The organism is Staphylococcus sp. NWU MK-U1, from assembly GCF_033283505.1.
Taxonomy (GTDB): domain Bacteria; phylum Bacillota; class Bacilli; order Staphylococcales; family Staphylococcaceae; genus Staphylococcus; species Staphylococcus haemolyticus.
Genome location: NZ_JAVSMG010000002.1, coordinates 117,995 through 136,363, shown reverse-complemented (window position 1 = coordinate 136,363; position 18,369 = coordinate 117,995). Strand labels below are relative to the sequence as shown.

Here is an 18,369-nt window from a genome sequence, read left to right as displayed (position 1 = left end):
AATTACTTCATTTATATTTACATTTATTAAAATGATACAGACTCACCAGGTTCTAATATTTGTACTTCACCTTCATGCACTGCATCCTTAAATTGCTGTGGATCTTGTTCAATTAATGGGAAAGTATTGTAATGAACTGGAACCGAAATCTTAGGTTTAACAAATTCATTAATTGCATAACTTGCATCATCAATACCCATAGTAAAGTTATCTCCAATTGGAACAAAACATACATCAACAGGGTGTCTTTCAACAATTAATTTCATATCACTAAACAATCCTGTATCACCCATGTGATAAATCGTTTTACCTTCAACTTCTAATATAAGTCCCATTGGCATGCCTAAGTAAACAGGGATACCATCTTCATGTGTGAAACTTGAACTATGGAAAGCTTGAACATATTTAACGCTACCAAAATCAAATTTAGCTTTGCCACCGATATTCATACCATGAACATCTTCTACACCGTGATAAGTACTTAAATACCCTTGTAATTCAGCAGAACCTATAACAGTTGCGTGATTACGATTTGCTAACTCAACTACATCGCCAAAGTGATCGGCATGACCATGAGTTAAAATAATATAGTCTACATCTAATGTTTGTTCATCTAAATCACATTTGTCATTACCCGAAATAAATGGATCTACAATTACTTTTTTACCATTACCTTCAAAATAAATCGTTGATTGCCCATGAAAAGAAAGTTTCATAATTATAGCCTCCTATTGCTTGATTATTATAATTATACCCTAGCTATTAAAGATATAACATGAAACTAAAATAATCGCTTATTGCATTAAATAATTTTGAATTCTAAGCTGATTAGACGTAAAATTAACATAAATACTTAATGGAGATGATTGAATGAGTAAAATCGAAAAAATAACTAAACAATTACAACATGAACAAGCTGACGCTGCATGGATAACAACTCCTCTCAATGTATTCTACTTCACTGGGTATAGAAGCGAACCTCATAAGAGACTATTTGCACTATTAATTACAGCAAATGGAGATCAAACCTTATATTGTCCAAAGATGGAAGTTGAAGAAGTTAAGAATTCTCCATTTGAAGGAAAAATCATTGGCTACTTAGATACTGAGAATCCTTTTGAAATTGATCCGTTATCTTTTAATAAGTTATTGATTGAAAGTGAACACTTAACAGTAAAACGTCAACGCGAGTTAACTCAAAACTTTGGTGTTCAGCACTATGGCGATATTGATCAAACAATTAAAGAATTACGTAATATTAAAAACGAATCCGAAATTGAAAATATTCGCGAAGCGGCAAAACTCGCTGACAAATGCATCGAAATTGGTACCGAATTCCTTAAAGTTGGTGTAACAGAACGTGAAGTAGTCAATCATATTGAAAATGAAATCAAAAAATTTGGTGTTAGTGAGATGAGTTTTGACACAATGGTATTATTTGGAGATCACGCTGCATCACCTCACGGGACACCAGGAGAAAGAAAACTTGTTAAAGATGAATATGTATTATTTGATTTAGGGGTTATATATAATCATTATTGTAGCGATATGACACGTACAGTAAAATTCGGAACCCCTTCTGAAGAAGCTCAAACAATTTATAATATTGTTTTAGAAGCAGAAACCAATGCAATTGAGGCAATTAAAGCAGGCGTCCCTTTACAAGAAATTGATAAAATCGCTAGAGACATTATAAGTGATGCTGGATACGGTGATTATTTCCCTCACAGATTAGGACATGGCCTTGGTTTAGAAGAACATGAATATCAAGATGTTTCAAGTACAAATTCAAACCTACTTGAAGCGGGAATGGTTATTACGATAGAACCTGGTATATATGTACCAAATGTTGCTGGCGTTCGTATTGAAGATGATATTTTAGTAACTGAAAATGGTTATGAAATACTAACACACTATGATAAATAAAAATTAAAAATCCAGTTGAGTTTATAGTAAAAAACTATGCACTCAACTGGATTATTTATATTAAATCAATTATTAATCTTCTTTTAATGCATCTTCAACAGATGTATATTCTAAACCGAACGCTTCAGCTACACCTTTGTGAGTTACATGACCTTTGTACGTATTTAAACCTAAAGATAATGCGTGGTTAGCTTTGAATGCTTCACGGTAACCCTTACTTGCTAATAATTGCGCATAAGGTAATGTTGCATTATTTAATGCAATTGTAGATGTACGAGGTACTGCACCTGGCATATTCGCAACTGCATAGTGAACAACACCATGTTTTACATATGTTGGATCATCGTGTGTCGTAATTTTATCTGTAGTCTCAAAAATACCACCTTGGTCAATAGCGATATCAACAATCACTGAACCATCTTTCATTTGTTTAATCATATCTTCAGTTACCAAGCTAGGTGCTTTTGCACCAGGGATTAATACGGCACCAATAACTAAATCACTTTCTTTAACTGCATTTTCAATATTTAATGGGTTAGACATAATTGTGTTCACACGGCCATCAAATAAATCATCTAATTCAGCTAATCGTTTAGGGTTTACATCTAAGATTGTAACATTAGCACCTAAACCTAGTGCGATTTTAGCCGCATTTGTACCAGCTTGACCGCCACCGATGATAGATACTTTACCTTTTGGTACTCCAGGAACGCCTCCAAGTAAAATACCCATTCCACCGTTAAATTTTTGTAGGAATTGTGAGCCAACTTGAGCAGACATACGTCCTGCAACTTCACTCATTGGTGTTAATAATGGTAATGAACGGTCAGGTAATTGAACCGTTTCATAGGCAATACCTACGACTTTATTATCAACTAACGCTTGAGTTAATTTTTCTTCATTAGCAAGATGTAGGTATGTAAATAAGATGAGTCCTTCTTTGAAATATTTATACTCTTCTTCCAATGGTTCTTTAACTTTAATAACCATTTCTACATCCCATACAGATGACTGTTCAGATACAATGTCAGCACCTGCATCTTTGTAATCTTTATCTTCAAAGAATGAACCTAAACCAGCATCTTTCTCAACAAGTACTGTATGTCCTTGCTCAACTAATGCATGTACACCACTTGGTGACAAACCAACTCTGTTTTCGTTATTTTTTATCTCTTTTGGAATACCAATTTTCATTCCATCCACCTCCATCACTATCGTAACGCTAAACCAATGAAAGCGCAATCAGAAAAAGTACACATTATTGTTAAAATATAAAGAGTAAAAATTCTGAAATTTGTGGTAATATATAAGTAAGAAAAGCTAAGGGGGTTATTAAGATGTTAACATACAAAAACATTTTAATCGCAGTTGATGGTTCACACGAAGCTGAGTGGGCTTTCAACAAAGCAGTAGACGTAGCTAAACGTAATGACGCTAAATTAACTATAGTGAACATTATCGATTCAAGAACGTATTCTTCTTATGAAGTATACGATGCACAATTCACTGAGAAGTCTAGAAGTTTCTCTGAAGAATTATTAAAAGGTTATCAAGAAGTTGCAACGCGTGCTGGAGTAACTAACGTTGAAACTCGTTTAGAATTTGGTTCTCCTAAAGCAATTATCCCTAAAAAATTAGCAAGTGAATTAGGTGTAGATTTAATTATGTGTGGTACTTCAGGTTTAAATGCCGTTGAAAGATTTATTGTCGGTTCTGTATCTGAAGCAATTGTACGTCACGCACCATGTGATGTATTAGTAGTACGTACAGAAGAAATTCCTGAAGATTTCCAACCTGAAGTTGCGACTCCAGAATTTAGAAAACAATATTCATAAAAGTTATATCACACTCAAGGTAAATATTTATGGAGATAGAGTATAATACTCTATCTCTTTTTTATTTTATATCCATGCAACATTAGTTTTCTTTAGTTACTTATATCCAAAAAATAGATTTTTTAACTCTTTATATATTTTAATAAGTTTTATAAAATATTTTTAAATTATTTAAGGAGTAAACTTATGAAAAAAATCTTATTACTTGTATTTACAATTATTTGCATTTCATTAATTGTTTCTGGGTGTAGCCAAAATATTATTAATACTATCACAAAACCAAAAATATCAGAAGAAGAAAAATTTAAAAAGAAATTAGTCGGTAAGTATTTCACAGTATATGGTTCATATCTAGAATTTAGATCTAACGGAGAATTAAAAAGAGAAGTATTAGGAAGAAAAGAATTATTAAAGTATCAAGTCACAAAGTATGATGGCAAGTTTGCTGAGGTGGATTTTATAGATGTGAACAACAATATTGATACATTTTATTTCTCATTTGATTCAAATGGTCTCCTAGAAAAAAGGTATGACAAAGAAATTCAAGGTGATATATATTATAGAGAGTAATAATTAACATAAACGTACTACATGAAGTCTAGGTTAAAGTATATGACTTCAAAATTATTACTAAAGATTAATCATACTGAATATTAACAATGAATCTTGCATATAATATAATAGGAAAAGCACAAAAATGATGTTTAAAACAACAATCATTTTTGTGCTTTTTTATTCACCCTACTATCGATTATAATTCGCCAAATTTAACTGTATCTCTAGCAATCATAACTTCTTCATTTGTTGGAATAACAATAACTTTAACTGGTGAGTGTGGGTAATTGATAAATCCTTCTTCACCACGGATTGCTTCATTTTTCTTAGGATCCCAATAGATGCCCATGAATTCTAAGCCTTCTAATACTTTAGCACGTACTGTTGAAGAGTTTTCTCCTACACCAGCTGTAAATACAATGACATCCACGCCATGCATTCTTGTAGCATAAGAACCAATATATTTATGAATTCTTGAAGCAAATACGTCTAGTGCTAATTGTGCACGTTCTTTACCTTCTTCTGCATTACTTTCAAGGTCACGTAAGTCACTTGATGTACCTGAAATACCAAGTAGACCTGATTCTTTGTTTAATACATTAAGAACTTCTTCGGCGTTTTGACCAGTCTTTTGCATAATGAAAGGAATTAATGCAGGGTCGATATTACCTGAACGTGTACCCATTGTAACACCTGCTAATGGAGTGAATCCCATTGATGTATCGATTGATTCACCACCATCGATGGCAGCAATTGATGCACCATTACCAATATGACAAGAGATAATGCGTAACTCTTCAATTGGTTTATTCATGATTTCAGCAGCACGTTGTGATACATATTTGTGACTTGTACCATGGAAACCATATTTGCGAATACCATAATCTTTATAGTATTGGTAAGGTAAGCTATATAAATATGATTGTTCTGGCATTGATTGGTGGAATGAAGTATCAAACACTGCTACATGAGGAATGTTTGGTAATAATTTTCTGAATGCACGGATACCCATTAAGTTAGCAGGGTTATGCAATGGTGCTAATTCACTTAATGACTCAATTTGTTCTTCCACTTTATCTGTAACTAATGCAGACGTTGGGAATAACTCACCACCGTGCACAACACGTTGTCCTGTACCAGCAATATCATTAATGTCATCAATGATGCCATGTTGTTTGAAACTGTCTAACATGATGTTAATTGCTTCTTCATGATCCTTGATATCTTTAACATCTTTAATTTTTTCACCATTCACTTCAATTGTGAAGATTGAATCTTTAATACCGATACGTTCGATTAAACCTTTTGTTACTAGAGTTTCTTCAGGCATTCTTATTAGTTGAAATTTTAAAGAAGAACTACCAGCGTTAATCGCTAAAACTAAACTAGACATATATTATTGTCCTCCAATTTATTAATTAATATCCATATTTATTTAACCATTAATACAGACATAATTCAAGAATATCACAGTTTATTTTTGAGGATGATTGTCTTTCATCCAAGTATTTAATTCACCAATAAATCCTTGGAATTGATTAGGATTTTTAAAATCAGGAATATTTGCTAATAACACTTCAACTGGCTTAGTCTCATTCGATTTTTTCTTTTGTAAAATCAATATTGATTTACGCGCATTTTCGTTCTTAAATAACGTCTTAGGTAAATTTAGAAATGCTTGCATTTCTGTTTCTGTAGCAATGAAATTTTCCAACTGTTTTACATTGTCATCTTCAAAAATATTACTTGGAACTACTAAAAATGCGAAACCAGATTGTTTCAAAGCAGTAATTGCTTGTTCAATTAGTAAATAGTGAGAATAGCTATGCCCTTCTTTAAATCCTAATTGCATTTCATGACTTCGTTCATCTAGAGGATAATATCCTATCGGTAAATCACCAATAACTATATCCGCTTCTTCTAAAGGTAACGGCATAATTGCATCTTGAGGATAAACATCAAACGGTATCTCCAAGAAATTTGCTAAATGTACACTAACTCTTGAAAGTACCGGATCAACTTCAATAAGATGATGCATTATTGTAGTATCCTTAAGCACTTCATTAACAGATGCACTTAAATGGCCTGCACCACTAGCGATATCTACAACATGTAATTCTTCGTTGTTTTCAGTAAATTTTTGAACTAAAAATCCGAGAATTAAACCTATAGAATCGGGTGTTATTTGGTGATTGGCTTGAATTGTTTCTTCTTGCATTAAACTTAAATAAGCGAACTGAAATGCTTTTCTACGATCTTGTAATGTGGTTTGTTCTAATAATTCACGTTTATTACTATAAACATCTTCCATTGCTAATCCTAAATTCTCAATAAAACTTTGACCGTTTTGTTCATTTAAAGCTTTAGCTTTTTCATCTAATGTTTTGAAAAGCTTTTCCATGATTGTTTGTTCTTCACTCATAAACTTAATCCTCTCCATTAAAAAAGTGTCCATTCGGTTTATTTCTTCAAAATAATCAACGCTAATTTAAAGTAGCATTTCTGAAATAAATATGGACACTTTTACGTTATATCTATCATCTAAAATTGATATTAAATGTTGCGATATGCTTCTAATGCAGCATCAAAATTAGGGAAATCAGTACCTTCACTAACTAATTCTTTATATACAACTTTGTCATTGTTATCTAATACAAAAACAGAACGAGCTAATAATCTTAACTCTTCCATAACGACACCATATTGTTGACCGAATGATAAGTCTTTATGGTCACTTAAAGTAATAACGTTATCTAAACCATTTGATGCACACCATCTTTTTTGAGCAAATGGTAAATCTGCAGAAATAGTTAAAACAACACCGTCTTCTTGCGCCGCTTCTTCATTAAATTTACGAGTTTGTTGGTCACACACACCTGTATCAATAGAAGGTACAACGCTGATTAATTTCTTTTGACCTTTATAATTTTCTAAACTAACTTCATTTAAATCGTTATCTAATACTTTAAAGTCAGGAGCATGTTGCCCTTCTGATACTTCAGAACCAGCTAAATGAATTGGATTATTTTTAAAAGTAATTTGTGTCATGATGAAATGACCTCCTATAGTATTTATCATTATATTGTTATCATACGACAGTCGTAAAACTTAAATCAATCATTTAAAACTGAAGCATATCTAATGTTGAAGCAGTTGTAAAATGTAGTCATATGTGTTTTTCAAAATTAGAACTGCTGTAACGATGATAAAAAGTATCTTTACATAACCAACACCTTTGCTTATGGCAAATTGTGCACCTACATATGAACCAATTATCATACTTACAGCCATAATTAAGCCATACACAAAATCAACCTGACCTAAGATAATAAACAGAACTAATGCACCTAAATTAGAAGCAAAATTTAAGACTTTCGCATTACCTGTTGCACTTAAAAAATCAAATCCAAACATAAGCAAAACAAATAACATAAAAGAGCCAGTGCCTCCACCTAAGAAACCATCATAAAAGCCAATCATTAACATTAATGATACAAAAATGATAGCTTTACCAATTGTTAGCTTAGAAAATGTGCGCACATTTCCCCAATCTTTTTTCATAATTGTATATATCAGTACAAGGCTCAATATAATGATAATTAAAGGCTTTAAAACTTGTGCAGGCAACATAGTAGCTAAACTAGCACCGCCTGCTGCAAATATAAACACAAATGGAAATAACTTAAGTACAATATTTAAATCTACTTTGCCTGAACGTATAAACTTAATTGCACTTGTAAGCGATCCAAATGAACTGGCTAATTTGTTAGTACCAAGCGCCAATGAAGGTGGCATTCCTATAGCTAATAGAGCTGGTGTTGAAATTAGGCCACCACCACCTACTACTGCATCGATAAAAGCAGCTAAAAATCCAAATGCTATAATAATCAATATAATATTTAGCGTTATCTCCATGATGCATATCCCCTTTGTTTTTAATACTTGATTACTCTATTTTAGAATAACTCATCAATTAATGCATCAGTGTTTTGGTCTTTTTCGCTCTTATAATCTTTGTTAATCGTTAATGTTTCAATATTATCTGCTGCACGTTGAACCATTTCATCGAAGTTAAATACACTTTCATATTTAATTACTTTATCAAAATCTGGTTCAGTTACAGGATTTTTAGGAGTGAAAATAGTACAACAGTCTTCATAAGGTTGAATCGAAACATCAAATGTACCAATCTCTCGTGCTTTCTTGACAATATCTTCCTTATCAAGCGAAACAAGTGGTCTTAAAATCGGAGTAGAAGTCACATCATTAATTGCGTACATACTCTTTAATGTTTGACTTGCCACTTGTCCTAAATTTTCACCGTTAACAATCGCATTAGCCCCAACTTTTTCTAATACAATATCCGCTACACGTAACATCATGCGACGTGTAGATGTCATTGTGTATCTAGGATGAACTACTTTATTTATTTGTTTTTGTAATTCTGTAAATGGCACTATATGCAATTTTATTGGTCCCACTCTTTCAGAGAGGATACGTGTAAGTTCAATCACTTTATCTTTAGCTTTTTCACTAGTGAAAGGTGGACTATGGAAATGAATCGCTTCTATATAAACACCACGTTTCATAATTTCCATTCCAGCTACTGGAGAGTCAATGCCTCCTGACAACATTAAGAGTGTTTTACCGCCAGTGCCAACTGGTAAACCTCCAGCACCTTCATAAATTTGTGTGAATACATACACACCATCCATTCTTACTTCAACTCTTACGTTATAATCCGGTTGTTTCACATCAACCGATATATCTTCACTTGCTTGTAAAATCGCACCTCCAAGTTCACGTTGTAAAGCATATGTGTCCATTGGAAATGACTTATCTACACGTTTAACATCAATTTTGAATGTCTCTCCCGGTTTAAAATCTTGAGCTAAATCAACACATAATTTTTTTATTTCATCTAATTCTTGAGATGTTTTATGAACAGGACTAATAGATTTAATACCAAATATTTTAGTTAAGCGATTGATTACCTCTTGTGCATCCGCTTCTTCAGTTAATGAGATATACATTCTATCTCTCTTACCTTTAACATGCGTTCCTTCTATAGTTTGTAAAGACTTAATGACGTTATCTTTCAAAGCATTTACAAACTTTTTCCGATTTGTTCCTTTTAAAGTCAGTTCACCATATCTAACTAATAAATGATCAAACTCCATTTACTTTAACAACTCCTTAATTTCTTTGTATATTGTTCCAAATTTCACTTTAAATTGATCAATATCTTCTTGAGTAGTCATATTCCCTAAGGATAATCTAATACTTCCTTCAATTTTATTATCAGGAAGTCCCATTGACATTAAAACTTCATTTAGTTTCCCTCTTTTAGATGAGCAAGCGCTTGTAGTTGAAACCATGATATCCATTTTAGAAAATGCATTAACTATGACCTCACCTTTCACACCTGGAAACGCAATATTTAATATTTGCGGTGCACAATCCATAGGAGAATTGATATATACACCTCTAAACTCTTTTAAAAATTCACGTAATTCATGGTTGTAATCACTTAATCGTTGATTACGTTCATTTAAATTATCCATTGCTAAAGTTATTGCTTTCACTAGTGACACATTCATCGGCAAGTTCACTGTTCCACTTCTTACGCCGTATTCTTGTCCTCCGCCATGAACAATAGGCTCTAATTTATCTTTATTGTCAATTAATAGGAGACCTTGTCCTTTAAGTCCATTAAATTTATGGCCACTAAAGCTTACACTATTAACACCTTCAAGGTTCATTGTTATCTTTCCCAAAGCTTGAACTGCATCAACGTGTAAATGTGCTTTAGGATATTCTTTTAATATGTTCACTATTTCATCAATAGGTTGAATTTGTCCCATAATATTATTCACATACATACAAGAAACAAGGCCGACCTTATCATTCATCAATGAAGCTAAATGTTCAATATCAACACGGCCATCCGCATTAACATCAACATATTTTAATACAAACCCATCTTCTTCTAAATATCTCATAACTTCTAAGACAGATGGATGTTCTAAAACGGAAGTAATAATTTCATTTGCAAATTGCTTTTTACGATAAGCAATACCTTTTAAAGCTATATTATTCGATTCAGTGGCACCACTTGTGAAAATAACATCTGTATTTTGTCCTATAGATAGCATTGAAGATATACGCTCCTTTGCTTGTAGAAGCACCTTCTCCGCTTGCAACCCCCACTTATGAGGACTATTTGGATTGAAATAAACAGTTTCATTTACTTTATTAAATGAATCGAGTACATCTTTATGAGGCTTTGTAGTGGCTGCATTATCAAAATAGATCACTTAAAACACTCTCTTTCATTCTCTATTAAATTATTTATTTACCCTTAGTAAATTTATCTTTTATAGACATATTTTTCAAAAATAGATACTAAAGCATTATACTATTTTTAAATAAAAATAAAAGGCGTCGGACTCAAATTAAATGATTTTGAGTTGAAAACTTATTTAGCATTATTTATTAAGCGTTCTGAATTTAAGTAACTCCCCTTGAATTCAATAACTTACTATAACTTTAAACAAATCAAAAAAGATGGGACAGAATTCATTATGAATTCATTGTCCCACCTCAAAATAGACTACTATTTATTTGCTTTAACCTAACATTTATTACTTACCAAAGCTATAAATTTTTATTGTCAATAAGACAAGTGAAATTAACCTTTGGCTACCTCATCTTCAATATATTTAGTAATTCCAGGTTCTACACTTTCAAGTGCTTGTTCTGAAATTTCAATTGATCGTTTGTAACGATTATTTTTAAACAAGCGTTCTGCTTCGTTTAAACTCTTATCTACATTATTATGATCTTTACGATAACGGTTACCATATTGAATTAAACGTTCTGCGTATACGGCATTTACCAATACATCATTTGCTTCATCTTCAAAAGTATTCATTTGAATAACAATTTTGACAACTTTATCTTTAAGTTGTTTAACGTGAATTGGACGTTCACTAAATTGATCATTCGTTTCACGAACTTCATGGTCAATTTCATTTTTCATAATAATGAATCTTTCAGGTACACTTGTTAAATTTGAAGCTAAAAGTCGGCGATAAACTTCTTCTTTTTTAGATTGAATTCTTAAAAGATTATCTTCTGCCTCAGCTTCATCTTCTCTCAATTGAATAAGATGATTTTGTAATTTTTCTTGATTCTCATTAATTACTTTAACGTGATCGTCTAAATATTCTAAGTTGTCTTTAACTTCGCTATAACGTACAGCAGATTTAGCCATTTCTTTAAGAATTTCATCATAAACTGCTACTAAATTTTGAATTTCGTTCTCATGTTGTCTAATGCTATGAACATCACTTTCATTAATGAAATAATTCTCACGAATATAGTCAATTTCTGTACGTAATGTGTAATTCATCTCACGTGCTTTGAACAATTCATCAGTAATTTGTTCTTTAGTTTCTTCCACTTCATTTTTAGCTTTAACTTCATGCTCAATCAAATCATACATTTCATCAAGCTTATCATTAATTTGTTCAAGTTTATCGTTTGCATTATCTAACTCAAGACGACTGATCATAGGTTCTACAAAATTCAACTCTGTCTTTAAGCTTTGTAGCGTACCATCGATTTTAACGTGATCTAGATCATAACCGTCCATCTTTAAGTCACGACAACCATATTTCAAATCTTGAAATTGTCCAGGTAGTTCTTTTTGGGCTTCTCTAATTAATTCTGGAATTTCATCCATATACTTTTGGACTTCATTCATAGATTCATTTAGACCCATAATGTGGTTGTGTGCTTGAACGTAATTACCTTCTTCTTTAAGTTCTTCATACTGTACAAGTTCTGGCTCAAATGATTCAATTCTTTTTTCAAGTGGTGAAGCTGCATCGCCAAACTGATGTCTGTTAGCTAACACATCACGCTTCATTTCTCGATAATTAGTCTTGCACTTTTCATAAACTTGTTCATTTTCCTTATGTAAAGAAACAATTTCATTAATATCTTCAACTTGTTGTTGATACCCAGCTTCATATTTATCCATTAATTCATGTGCATCGTCAATGTCACTTTGAGCTCCAGAAAATTGAAACTTATCAAGTTGAATTTCAGCATCGTGGATTTTTTCCTCTACGGGTGCTAAATAGTTATTTGTATAGTCTAAGGTGTCTCTCTTAAAAGCATCATATTTTGTTCTAGTTTCACCTTTTAAATTTAATTCAGAAAGTTGTTTTAAATTTTCTTCAAAAGGTAATCTTTGAACTTTCAACTTACGTTCTTCAGCTTCTTCAACAATTTTTCGTTTGTTAGAACGTAAATAAAACATGATTCCTACAATGATTAAAACAATGATAATTATTGCTAATATTGTGTATAAAACCATCTCATTCTCCTCCTATATTATCATTATTATAACGCAAATACCGCTTTCATTAAAATAGTAAATGAATGAATTGATAGAATAAATTTTTCCATTTATACTTTTATTAAAAATAACAAAATGAGGTAAGCATATGCCATTAATAAAAGAAACAAATTATAATTTATTAACGAAACAGCTTCAAAGTTTAATCGAAGACGAACAGAACCTTATCGCAATTCTAAGCAATACATCAGCTATATTAAATGATAATTTAGATCAAATTAATTGGGTTGGTTTTTATCTAATTGAAAATGAAGAACTAATTCTTGGACCCTTTCAAGGTCATCCAGCTTGCGTTCATATTGCAATTGGCAAAGGTGTCTGTGGTACTGCAGTTGCAGAAGATAAAACTCAGTTAGTTAAAGATGTACACGCGTTCCCAGGACACATTGCCTGCGATGCAAACAGTAAATCAGAAATAGTAATTCCAATTCATGTCAATGATGAAATAATTGGGGTTCTAGATATTGATGCACCTATCGCAGATCGATTTACTAATGAAGATAAGGAAGGTTTAGAAGTTATTGTCAAAGTTCTTGAAAAACAGCTAACTAAATAACTAAAAAGTATTGACACTTTGTAAAATACTGTTACAATGAACTTTGTGTGAATTAACGAAAATAGCAGTTGCATATCAATAAGCTCTATGTTGTTCCCGATGAGGACGTGTCGCGTAACTGACGCTATAAGGTGAAGACACATAAAACAACATATCCTATTGGGCATGCAACACTCTTTTTTGTTTATTCATAACAACAAAAAAGAAAAAGGAGGAGTCTTAATATGGCTCGATTCAGAGGTTCAAACTGGAAAAAATCTCGTCGTTTAGGTATCTCATTAAGCGGTACTGGTAAAGAATTAGAAAAACGTCCTTACGCACCAGGACAACATGGTCCAAACCAACGTAAAAAATTATCAGAATATGGTTTACAATTACGTGAAAAACAAAAATTACGTTATTTATATGGAATGACTGAAAGACAATTCCGTAACACATTTGACATCGCTGGTAAACAACACGGTGTACATGGTGAAAACTTCATGATTTTACTAGCTAGTCGTTTAGACGCAGTTGTTTATTCATTAGGTTTAGCTCGTACTCGTCGTCAAGCACGTCAATTAGTTGGTCACGGTCACGTTGAAGTTGATGGTCGTCGTGTTGATATTCCATCATATTCATTAAAACCTGGTCAAGTTATCACTGTACGTGAAAAATCACAAAACTTAGACATCATCAAAGAATCTGTTGAAATTAATAATTTCGTACCAGAATACTTAGACTTTGATGCAGATAGCTTAAAAGGTACTTTCGTACGCTTCCCTGAACGTAGCGAATTACCAGCTGAAATTAATGAACAATTAATCGTTGAGTACTACTCAAGATAAGTTCATGATAATGAACAACCACCCTTTCTTATGGAATGGGTGGTTTTTTTATATCATAGATGATCAAAATGATTTTATATTCTAAAGATATCCTCTGGTAAATCAGAAATAATGCCATCTACGCCAAGGTTTATAAGTTTTTTAACATCTTTCGGTTTATTCACAGTATATGGAATAACCTTCAATGATTGACTATGTGCATTTTTTATAAATTTAGAATTAACTAATTTGTAATTAGGATTAATAAAATTTGCATAATCAGATATTTCTTCAAAATTTGGAGATTTATACCAATATTTCTTTCTACTAATAAGCAACCCTAATTGATACTCACTATCCAATGAGTTTAAACGTTTCATACAATCTTCATCAAAAGATTGAATGATTGCCTTATGTTTAGGAACTTTATATATTTCTAAAGCATTTAATACAGCTTCTTCTATTCCGGGATATTGATGTGGAACTTTAATCTCAATAAGTAACTTTTTTGAAAAATTTTTAATTAAGGATAATACCTCTTCAAATGTTGAAATCTTAGTATTTTGAAAAGATTTATCATGTTTTACTCCAAAATCAAATGTTAACAATTCTTCAAGTGTATAGTCTTTTACTTTTCCTTCACCATTCGAAGTTCGATTAATAGTGTCATCATGTATAACAACTAAATGATTGTCTTTGCTGAAATGTACATCTATTTCTAACATATCAACATGTTGCATTAAAGCCGCCTTAAAACCAACAAGAGTATTTTCTGGAAATTGATTAGATAAACCACGATGAGCAACTATTTGAAATGCTTGATTAGGTTTATTAATTTTCATAAAAAGTCACCTTTCTTTAATTATGTCACACTTTAAACTACACTTAAATTACCATATTATAAGTGGAGGTTAAACATAAATGGTTAAGCATGATTTTAAAGTACAAACAGAATGGCGTGGTGGAAGAGAAGAAGTTGGAACTGTTAATGGAGACATTATTTCTGAACAAATTTCTATACCTGCACCGCTTGGTGGTAATGGAGTAGGTACAAATCCTGATGAATTATTAGTATCAGCAGCATCGTCTTGTTATATCATCTCATTAGCAGCAACATTAGAAAGAGCAAAATTTACCGACATCAATCTGATAAATGATTCAGTGGGTACTGCCCTATTCGAGAATGGTAAGTTTAAAATGGCTACAATAACACATTATCCTAAAATTTCAGTGACTGCGGAAGACAAAGCAAATCTTGAGAAACGACTTCCTAAATTATTAGAAATAGCTGATAATAATTGTATGATTTCGAATTCTATACGTAATAATGTAGAAATTAAAATTCAAGCGTCAATTCAATAATTGTTAAAATTGCGCTAGTTTCACCATGAATCTCATATAAACATGGTGATTGCTCTTTTAAATTATCAGAATATTTGGTAAAATGATTAAATCTTATACCGTGGGAGGAAATTTAATGAATTATTATGAACCACTTTTATTAACACCAGGACCTACTCCAGTTCCAAAGGAAATCAATCATGCTTTAGGTTTACCTATGGTTGGTCACCGTTCACCAGATTTTGAATCTATAGCTAAAAAAGCATTTAACAATTTAAAACCCATTTTTGGTACAGAAAATGAAGTTATGATTTTAACATCAAGTGGTACTAGTGTCTTAGAAGCAAGTATGTTAAATATAGTTAATCCTGATGATCATTTTGTTGTTATAGTGTCAGGCGCCTTTGGCAATCGTTTTAAACAAATTGCTGAGACATACTATGAAAATGTACACATATATAATGTGGAATGGGGTCAACCCATTGATGTTAAAGAATTCATAACATATCTTGACAATTTAAATCATCAAATCAGTGCTGTATTTACTCAATTCTGCGAAACGTCAACCGCTGTCTTACATCCTGTAGGTGAACTTGGTAAAGCACTGAAAACATTCGATCAAGATATCTACTTTGTTGTAGACGGTGTGAGTTGTATTGGTGCTGTAGATGTTAATTTAGAGCGTGACTACATAGATGTGTTAGTTTCTGGAAGTCAAAAAGCAATTATGTTGCCACCCGGACTAGCATTCGTTGCTTATAATGATCGTGCGTTGAAACGTTTCAAAGAAGTGACTACACCACGTTTTTACTTAAATTTAAATAAATACTTTGACTCACTTCAACAAGATTCTACTCCTTTTACACCAAATGTCGGGTTATTTAGAGCTGTAAACGCTTATGCCGAATTAATTCATTCTGAAGGGTTTGAAAATACCATTAAACGTCACTATATTATTAGAGACGGTCTAAGATCAGCTTTAAATGCATTAGATTTGGAACTTCTAGTAGAAGATGATTTCGCTTCCCCAACGGTAACATCGTTCATACCAACATCCAAAGATGAATTAACTCATATTAAATCAACTTTAAAAACAAGATTTAATATTACAATCGCTGGTGGTCAAGGTAAATTGAAAGGAAAAATTTTACGTATCGGACATATGGGTAAAGTCTCACCTTTCGATATACTCTCAGTGATAAGTGCTTTAGAGATTATACTTACAGATTACCGTCAAACGAATTATATTGGTAAAGGCTTAACAAAATTTTCAGAGGTGATTCATAGTGAAGCATAATATTCTAGTGTCAGACCCTATTTCAACAGATGGATTACAAAGTTTATTAAACCATTCAGATTTTAACGTCGATATTAAAACTGATTTGGATGAACAATCATTATTAGATATTATAGGTAATTACGAGGGTTTAATTGTTCGTAGTCAGACGCAAGTGACTCAACAAGTCATTGAAAAGGCTAATAAATTGAAAGTTATCGCACGTGCTGGTGTTGGCGTTGACAATATTGATATTGAAGCTGCTACTCTCCAAGGTATTTTAGTTATTAATGCACCTGATGGTAATACTATTTCTGCAACTGAACATTCAGTAGCTATGATTTTAGCGATGGCTAGAAATATTCCTCAAGCGCATGCATCTTTAAAAAATAAGGAATGGAATAGAAAAGCGTTTAAGGGTGTCGAACTTTATCAAAAAACAATAGGTGTCATAGGTGCAGGACGAATAGGTATTGGTGTAGCACAACGACTTCAAAGTTTCGGTATGAAAGTGTTAGCTTATGACCCTTATCTTACGGAAGATAAAGCACAGCAATTAGGCGTTAAACTTGCTACTATAGATGAAATAGCTAGACAAGCTGATTTTGTAACAGTTCATACGCCATTAACACCTAAAACAAAAGGTATTGTAAATGCTGATTTCTTTTCAAAAGCAAAACCAACATTGCAAATTATTAACGTCGCAAGAGGCGGTATTATCAATGAAGATGATTTATTAAATGCACTAGATAATAATCAGATTGCACGTGCTGCATTAGACGTATTTGAACATGAACCCCCTACCGATTCACCATTAATAGAGCATGAAAAAATCATTGTTACGCCACACTTAGGTGCATCAACTATTGAGGCTCAAGAGAAAGTTGCAGTATCAGTGTCAGAAGAAATTATAGATATACTGGAAAACGGTAATGTAACACACGCAGTCAATGCGCCAAAAATTAGTTTCAATGATATAGATGAAATAACACAACAATGGATTGAAATAGGTGAGTTATCTGGTGAATTAGCAATTCAATTAATTGAAGGTGCACCGAGAGAAATCAAGGTGACTTTTAATGGTGATGTCGCTAAACAGGAAACTGACTTAATTACACGCTCAATTGTAAAACAAATTTTGCAACAGGATTTAGGAGATCGTGTTAATATCATTAATGCTTTTGCACTTTTAAATGAACAAGGTGTAACACGTAACGTTGAAAAAAGAGCATCACAAGGTACTTTTAGTAATTATATTCAAGTTCATTTAATTAGTGATACGGAAGAAGTAAAAATTGGTGCCACTGTCATAGCTGGCTTTGGCGCTCGTATTGTACGTATTAATGATTACTCTGTTGACTTTAAACCTAATGCCTACCAACTTGTTTCTTATCATGGTGACAAGCCTGGTATGGTCGGTTTAACTGGTCAGCTACTAGGTAGACATAATATTAACATTGCATCAATGTCACTTGGCAGAAATGTACAAGGAGGCCAAGCGATGATGGTATTATCAATTGATCAACCTGTTACTGAGGATATTATCAATGAACTATATGATGTGGGTGGTTTCGATAAAATATATGGAACTACACTCTCAGTCAAATAACTAATCTTTTTAAAGATTCACTACTATAACTACTTGA

18 protein-coding genes are annotated in these 18,369 nt (G+C 32.3%); 8 read left to right on the top strand and 10 right to left on the bottom strand.

Going from position 1 to position 18,369, the window contains the following annotated elements; all coding sequences use genetic code 11:
- Positions 1-26: 26 nt before the first annotated feature.
- On the bottom strand, positions 27-716 hold the full coding sequence (locus tag SBL16_RS03750; protein ID WP_107612625.1) for a metal-dependent hydrolase: 690 nt from the start codon (positions 714-716) through the stop codon (positions 27-29).
- 154 nt (positions 717-870) lie between these two features.
- Here SBL16_RS03750 and SBL16_RS03745 point away from each other — a divergent pair, with 154 nt between their 5' ends.
- Entirely contained in the window at positions 871-1,926 is a 1,056-nt protein-coding gene (locus SBL16_RS03745; RefSeq protein WP_107612623.1) for a M24 family metallopeptidase, read from the top strand.
- Positions 1,927-1,998: 72 nt separating this feature from the next.
- On the opposite strand, the gene ald is transcribed toward SBL16_RS03745, so the two are convergent.
- Positions 1,999-3,120 carry an alanine dehydrogenase gene (ald, locus tag SBL16_RS03740; RefSeq protein ID WP_011275515.1) on the bottom strand — a complete coding sequence of 374 codons (1,122 nt, stop codon included), beginning with the start codon at positions 3,118-3,120 and terminating at the stop codon, positions 1,999-2,001.
- Between the two features lie 143 nt (positions 3,121-3,263).
- Between ald and SBL16_RS03735 the strand changes: the two genes are divergently transcribed.
- The gene (locus SBL16_RS03735) at positions 3,264-3,761 is read left to right on the top strand and encodes a universal stress protein (protein WP_011275514.1); all 498 of its coding nucleotides are present in this window, start codon (positions 3,264-3,266) and stop codon (positions 3,759-3,761) included.
- 186 nt (positions 3,762-3,947) lie between these two features.
- Entirely contained in the window at positions 3,948-4,331 is a 384-nt protein-coding gene (locus SBL16_RS03730; protein WP_107613804.1) for a hypothetical protein, read from the top strand.
- Between the two features lie 181 nt (positions 4,332-4,512).
- Here the strand turns inward: SBL16_RS03730 and SBL16_RS03725 are convergent, their stop codons facing one another.
- The 7 genes from SBL16_RS03725 to ezrA all read right to left on the bottom strand — a co-directional run bounded on the left by SBL16_RS03725 (position 4,513) and on the right by ezrA (position 12,702).
- Entirely contained in the window at positions 4,513-5,709 is a 1,197-nt protein-coding gene (locus tag SBL16_RS03725; RefSeq protein WP_107611746.1) for an acetate kinase, read from the bottom strand.
- Positions 5,710-5,790: 81 nt separating this feature from the next.
- Positions 5,791-6,738, bottom strand: a complete 948-nt coding sequence (locus SBL16_RS03720) for a class I SAM-dependent methyltransferase (protein WP_107611747.1) — start codon at positions 6,736-6,738, stop codon at positions 5,791-5,793.
- A 131-nt stretch (positions 6,739-6,869) separates the two neighbouring features.
- The gene (gene tpx, locus SBL16_RS03715) at positions 6,870-7,364 is read right to left on the bottom strand and encodes a thiol peroxidase (protein ID WP_317952776.1); all 495 of its coding nucleotides are present in this window, start codon (positions 7,362-7,364) and stop codon (positions 6,870-6,872) included.
- A 90-nt stretch (positions 7,365-7,454) separates the two neighbouring features.
- Entirely contained in the window at positions 7,455-8,231 is a 777-nt protein-coding gene (locus tag SBL16_RS03710) for a TSUP family transporter (protein WP_107611748.1), read from the bottom strand.
- A 41-nt stretch (positions 8,232-8,272) separates the two neighbouring features.
- A complete protein-coding gene (thiI, locus tag SBL16_RS03705; protein WP_107611749.1) occupies positions 8,273-9,496 on the bottom strand; it encodes a tRNA uracil 4-sulfurtransferase ThiI in 1,224 nt (407 codons plus the stop codon).
- Complete coding sequence (locus SBL16_RS03700; protein WP_317952770.1) at positions 9,497-10,633, bottom strand: cysteine desulfurase family protein; 1,137 nt, start codon at positions 10,631-10,633, stop codon at positions 9,497-9,499.
- A gap of 374 nt (positions 10,634-11,007) precedes the next feature.
- Complete coding sequence (ezrA, locus tag SBL16_RS03695; protein ID WP_317952768.1) at positions 11,008-12,702, bottom strand: septation ring formation regulator EzrA; 1,695 nt, start codon at positions 12,700-12,702, stop codon at positions 11,008-11,010.
- A 130-nt stretch (positions 12,703-12,832) separates the two neighbouring features.
- On the opposite strand from ezrA, the gene SBL16_RS03690 reads away from it, so the two are divergent.
- Both SBL16_RS03690 and rpsD read left to right on the top strand, forming a co-directional pair.
- Entirely contained in the window at positions 12,833-13,300 is a 468-nt protein-coding gene (locus SBL16_RS03690) for a GAF domain-containing protein (protein ID WP_107611752.1), read from the top strand.
- A 224-nt stretch (positions 13,301-13,524) separates the two neighbouring features.
- A complete protein-coding gene (gene rpsD / locus SBL16_RS03685) occupies positions 13,525-14,127 on the top strand; it encodes a 30S ribosomal protein S4 (RefSeq protein WP_011275505.1) in 603 nt (200 codons plus the stop codon).
- 74 nt (positions 14,128-14,201) lie between these two features.
- Here the strand turns inward: rpsD and SBL16_RS03680 are convergent, their stop codons facing one another.
- Positions 14,202-14,948, bottom strand: a complete 747-nt coding sequence (locus SBL16_RS03680) for a glycerophosphodiester phosphodiesterase (protein WP_107611753.1) — start codon at positions 14,946-14,948, stop codon at positions 14,202-14,204.
- A gap of 79 nt (positions 14,949-15,027) precedes the next feature.
- On the opposite strand from SBL16_RS03680, the gene SBL16_RS03675 reads away from it, so the two are divergent.
- From SBL16_RS03675 to serA, 3 genes are all read left to right on the top strand, one after another.
- On the top strand, positions 15,028-15,468 hold the full coding sequence (locus SBL16_RS03675; RefSeq protein ID WP_107611754.1) for an OsmC family protein: 441 nt from the start codon (positions 15,028-15,030) through the stop codon (positions 15,466-15,468).
- A gap of 115 nt (positions 15,469-15,583) precedes the next feature.
- Entirely contained in the window at positions 15,584-16,744 is a 1,161-nt protein-coding gene (locus SBL16_RS03670; protein ID WP_107611755.1) for a pyridoxal-phosphate-dependent aminotransferase family protein, read from the top strand.
- Positions 16,734-18,332 (top strand): phosphoglycerate dehydrogenase, encoded by a 1,599-nt coding sequence (gene serA / locus SBL16_RS03665; RefSeq protein ID WP_107611756.1) that lies wholly within the window; start codon positions 16,734-16,736, stop codon positions 18,330-18,332. The genes SBL16_RS03670 and serA overlap by 11 nt, the downstream gene beginning before the upstream one ends.
- The last annotated feature ends 37 nt before the right edge of the window (positions 18,333-18,369 follow it).

Coding starts and splice junctions, on each gene's coding strand:
- SBL16_RS03725 (WP_107611746.1), bottom strand. CDS start 5,709: ATGTCTAGTTTAGTTTTAGCGATTAACGCTGGTAGTTCTTCTTTAAAA.
- SBL16_RS03690 (WP_107611752.1), top strand. CDS start 12,833: ATGCCATTAATAAAAGAAACAAATTATAATTTATTAACGAAACAGCTT.
- ezrA (WP_317952768.1), bottom strand. CDS start 12,702: ATGGTTTTATACACAATATTAGCAATAATTATCATTGTTTTAATCATT.
- SBL16_RS03750 (WP_107612625.1), bottom strand. CDS start 716: ATGAAACTTTCTTTTCATGGGCAATCAACGATTTATTTTGAAGGTAAT.
- tpx (WP_317952776.1), bottom strand. CDS start 7,364: ATGACACAAATTACTTTTAAAAATAATCCAATTCATTTAGCTGGTTCT.
- SBL16_RS03710 (WP_107611748.1), bottom strand. CDS start 8,231: ATGGAGATAACGCTAAATATTATATTGATTATTATAGCATTTGGATTT.
- SBL16_RS03745 (WP_107612623.1), top strand. CDS start 871: ATGAGTAAAATCGAAAAAATAACTAAACAATTACAACATGAACAAGCT.
- ald (WP_011275515.1), bottom strand. CDS start 3,120: ATGAAAATTGGTATTCCAAAAGAGATAAAAAATAACGAAAACAGAGTT.
- SBL16_RS03730 (WP_107613804.1), top strand. CDS start 3,948: ATGAAAAAAATCTTATTACTTGTATTTACAATTATTTGCATTTCATTA.
- thiI (WP_107611749.1), bottom strand. CDS start 9,496: ATGGAGTTTGATCATTTATTAGTTAGATATGGTGAACTGACTTTAAAA.
- SBL16_RS03675 (WP_107611754.1), top strand. CDS start 15,028: ATGGTTAAGCATGATTTTAAAGTACAAACAGAATGGCGTGGTGGAAGA.
- SBL16_RS03680 (WP_107611753.1), bottom strand. CDS start 14,948: ATGAAAATTAATAAACCTAATCAAGCATTTCAAATAGTTGCTCATCGT.
- SBL16_RS03720 (WP_107611747.1), bottom strand. CDS start 6,738: ATGAGTGAAGAACAAACAATCATGGAAAAGCTTTTCAAAACATTAGAT.
- SBL16_RS03735 (WP_011275514.1), top strand. CDS start 3,264: ATGTTAACATACAAAAACATTTTAATCGCAGTTGATGGTTCACACGAA.
- SBL16_RS03670 (WP_107611755.1), top strand. CDS start 15,584: ATGAATTATTATGAACCACTTTTATTAACACCAGGACCTACTCCAGTT.
- rpsD (WP_011275505.1), top strand. CDS start 13,525: ATGGCTCGATTCAGAGGTTCAAACTGGAAAAAATCTCGTCGTTTAGGT.